The sequence below is a fragment of the Tabrizicola fusiformis genome, from assembly GCF_013328815.1.
Lineage (GTDB): Bacteria > Pseudomonadota > Alphaproteobacteria > Rhodobacterales > Rhodobacteraceae > Fuscibacter.
In genome coordinates, this window is the sequence record NZ_JABUHN010000043.1 from 1 (window position 1) to 2,504 (window position 2,504).

The 2,504-nt window shown below is 63.5% G+C and carries 3 protein-coding genes; all 3 read left to right on the forward strand.

Annotated elements, in window-relative coordinates:
- Nucleotides 1-85: 85 nt before the first annotated feature.
- The 3 genes from tnpA to tnpC all read left to right on the forward strand — a co-directional run bounded on the left by tnpA (nt 86) and on the right by tnpC (nt 2,475).
- Nucleotides 86-514, forward strand: a complete 429-nt coding sequence (gene tnpA / locus HS053_RS21990) for an IS66-like element accessory protein TnpA (RefSeq protein WP_174213379.1) — start codon at nt 86-88, stop codon at nt 512-514.
- Nucleotides 511-864, forward strand: coding sequence for an IS66 family insertion sequence element accessory protein TnpB (gene tnpB / locus HS053_RS21995; RefSeq protein ID WP_174213380.1), 354 nt, complete (start codon nt 511-513; stop codon nt 862-864). The genes tnpA and tnpB overlap by 4 nt, the downstream gene beginning before the upstream one ends.
- Nucleotides 865-987: 123 nt before the next feature.
- The gene (gene tnpC, locus HS053_RS22000) at nt 988-2,475 is read left to right on the forward strand and encodes an IS66 family transposase (protein ID WP_458358916.1); all 1,488 of its coding nucleotides are present in this window, start codon (nt 988-990) and stop codon (nt 2,473-2,475) included.
- Nucleotides 2,476-2,504: the final 29 nt, after the last annotated feature.

Below are 2,504 nucleotides of genomic sequence, written 5' to 3' on the forward strand. Positions count from 1 at the left end.
CGTAAGCGTTTCCTGGGCGGCACCTTCCCAGTTTTTGCCTGACCTGCGACTCCGCGCCTGAATGATATCGGGCAGGAGTTTCTCGATGGCGACTACGGTGGATTTTCTCAGGGACTACGGGGTTGAGATACGGGCCAATGGCCAGAAGCGATGGCCTGACGAGGTCAAGGCGCAGATCGTTGCAGAAAGCCTGAAGTCTGGCGTGACGGTGAACGCGGTTGCGGCGCGGTATGGGCTTCGGGCGAACCATTTGTCGGAATGGCGTGGTCGGGCGCGGGATGGGAAACTGGTCCTGCCCGCGATGGAGGATGTCGGTTTTTGCTTTGCGCCTCTCGTGCTCGCGGATGGAGCGGCGGCACATGTGCCAGCGCGCCCTGAGCAGCCGAACCAGTCTGAAGTGCAACCCTTGGGGCCCATCGAGATCGCCGTAGGCCAGGTGATGATCCGGCTGGATGGTGCCACGACAGCCACAAGAATTGCCGAGATTGTGCGGGCGATTGGGCCGTCGTCATGATGTTCCCGTCGAACCGGGTTCGGATCATGGTCGCGACAAAGCCCATCGACTTCAGAAAGGGTCATGATGGCTTGGCAGCGCTGGTATCGTCTGCGCTGCGCAAGGATCCGTTCACCGGGACGGTCTTTGTCTTCCGCTCGCGCCGGGCGGACAGGTTGAAGCTCTTATACTGGGACGGCACCGGCCTCGTAATGGCCTACAAAAGGCTGGAGGATGCGACGTTCACCTGGCCTGCTATCAAGGACGGGGTGATGGCGCTGAACCATGCCCAGTTCGAGGCGCTGTTTGCCGGGCTGGACTGGCGCCGCGTCAAGGCGCTGGAGGGGCGTCCACCGGCTGCGGCAGAGTGAATCAACCGCTTGGTTTGGCGTGTTTTTGCGAGGGTTTTATGGTAGCTCCAGCCCATGCAAACCGCACCCGTCATCGACCTTTCCACCATCCCTGCCGCGCAGCGCGCGGCGGTGCAGGCGTTGATGGAAACGGTAGCGGCGCTGACAGAAATCACCCGGCGGCAAGAGCACCTGATCGCTGAACTGAACCATGCCCTGCATGGGAAGCGGTCGGAAAAGCTGTCCGAGGACGAGCGGCAGCTGGCCTTCGAGGACTTGTCCATCGCGCTGGCCGAGGTCGAGGCCGAGAAAGAAATCCGGTCCGCCAAAGCAGATGACAAGGCGAGCAAACCCGCCCCCAAGCGCACCATCGGCAACTTGCCGGCCGCATTGCCGCGCATCGAGGAAATCATCGAGCCTGACAGCCTGATCTGCCCCTGCGGCTGCGGTGTCATGCACAAGATCGGCGAAGACCGTTCGGAGCGGCTGGACATCGTGCCTGCGCAGCTGCGCGTCATCGTCACCGTGCGCCCGAAATATGCCTGCCGGACCTGCACCGATGGGGTGACGCAGGCCCCGGCGCCCAGCCACCTGATCATGGGTGGCCTGCCGACCGAGGCGACGCTCGCCCATGTGCTGGTCAGCAAATATGCCGATCACCTGCCTTTATACCGGCAGAGCCAGATCCTGGCGCGGGCAGGCCTTGATCTGCACCGCGCCGTGCTGGCCGACTGGGTCGGCAAGGCCGCGTTCCACCTGAAGCCCATTGTCGACCGGCTGGCCGACCACCTGAAGCGCTCATCCAAGCTGTTCATGGATGAAACGACCGCCCCGGTGCTGGACCCGGGGCGCGGGACGACGAAGACCGGATACCTCTGGGCGCTGGCCCGCGATGACCGACCGTGGGGCGGCGAGGACCCGCCCGGCGTGGTCTACTTCTATGCCCCCGGCCGCGCGGGCGAGAATGCCGAGACCTTCCTGACCGGCTTTGACGGCATCCTGCAGATCGACGGTTACACCGGCTACAACCGGCTGACCAAACCCTCGCGCAAGGGTGGTGCCCCCATTCAGGTGGCCCATTGCTGGGCACATGCACGGCGCAAACTGAAGGAAGTCTTCGACCGCGACGGATCGGATGTCGCCGCCGAGGGCCTGCGCCGTATCGCCGAGTTCTATGCCGTCGAGGCCGATATCCGTGGCGTCTCGCCCGGCCAGCGTCTGTCCGCCCGCCAGGCCCGCACCGCGCCGCTGGTCGCTGCCTTTGGCGACTGGCTTCAGGCACAACGCCGCAAGATATCCAGCAAATCCCGGCTCGGCGAAAAACTGACCTATATCCATAACCACTGGGACGGATTGCAAACCTTCCTGCAGGACGGTCGGGTCGAGATCGACTCCAACAGGGTCGAAAACCTGATCCGCCCGATCGCCCTCAATCGAAAAAATGCACTCTTCGCCGGTCACGATGAAGGCGGCGTCGCCTGGGGCCGCATCGCATCGCTGATCGAGACCTGCAAAATCAACGGCATCGAGCCCTTCGCCTATCTCAAGGCCACCCTGACAGCCATCGCCAACGGCCACCCGCAAAGCCGCATCGACGACCTGCTGCCCTGGAACTTCAAGCCGTCAAGATAAGCTGACCGTGGTGGCCAGCGACCGCTTAC

Bases quoted from the DNA above. Each gene is read 5' to 3' on its own strand.
- tnpA (WP_174213379.1), top strand. From the start codon at position 86: ATGGCGACTACGGTGGATTTTCTCAGGGACTACGGGGTTGAGATACGG.
- tnpB (WP_174213380.1), top strand. From the start codon at position 511: ATGATGTTCCCGTCGAACCGGGTTCGGATCATGGTCGCGACAAAGCCC.
- tnpC (WP_458358916.1), top strand. From the start codon at position 988: ATGGAAACGGTAGCGGCGCTGACAGAAATCACCCGGCGGCAAGAGCAC.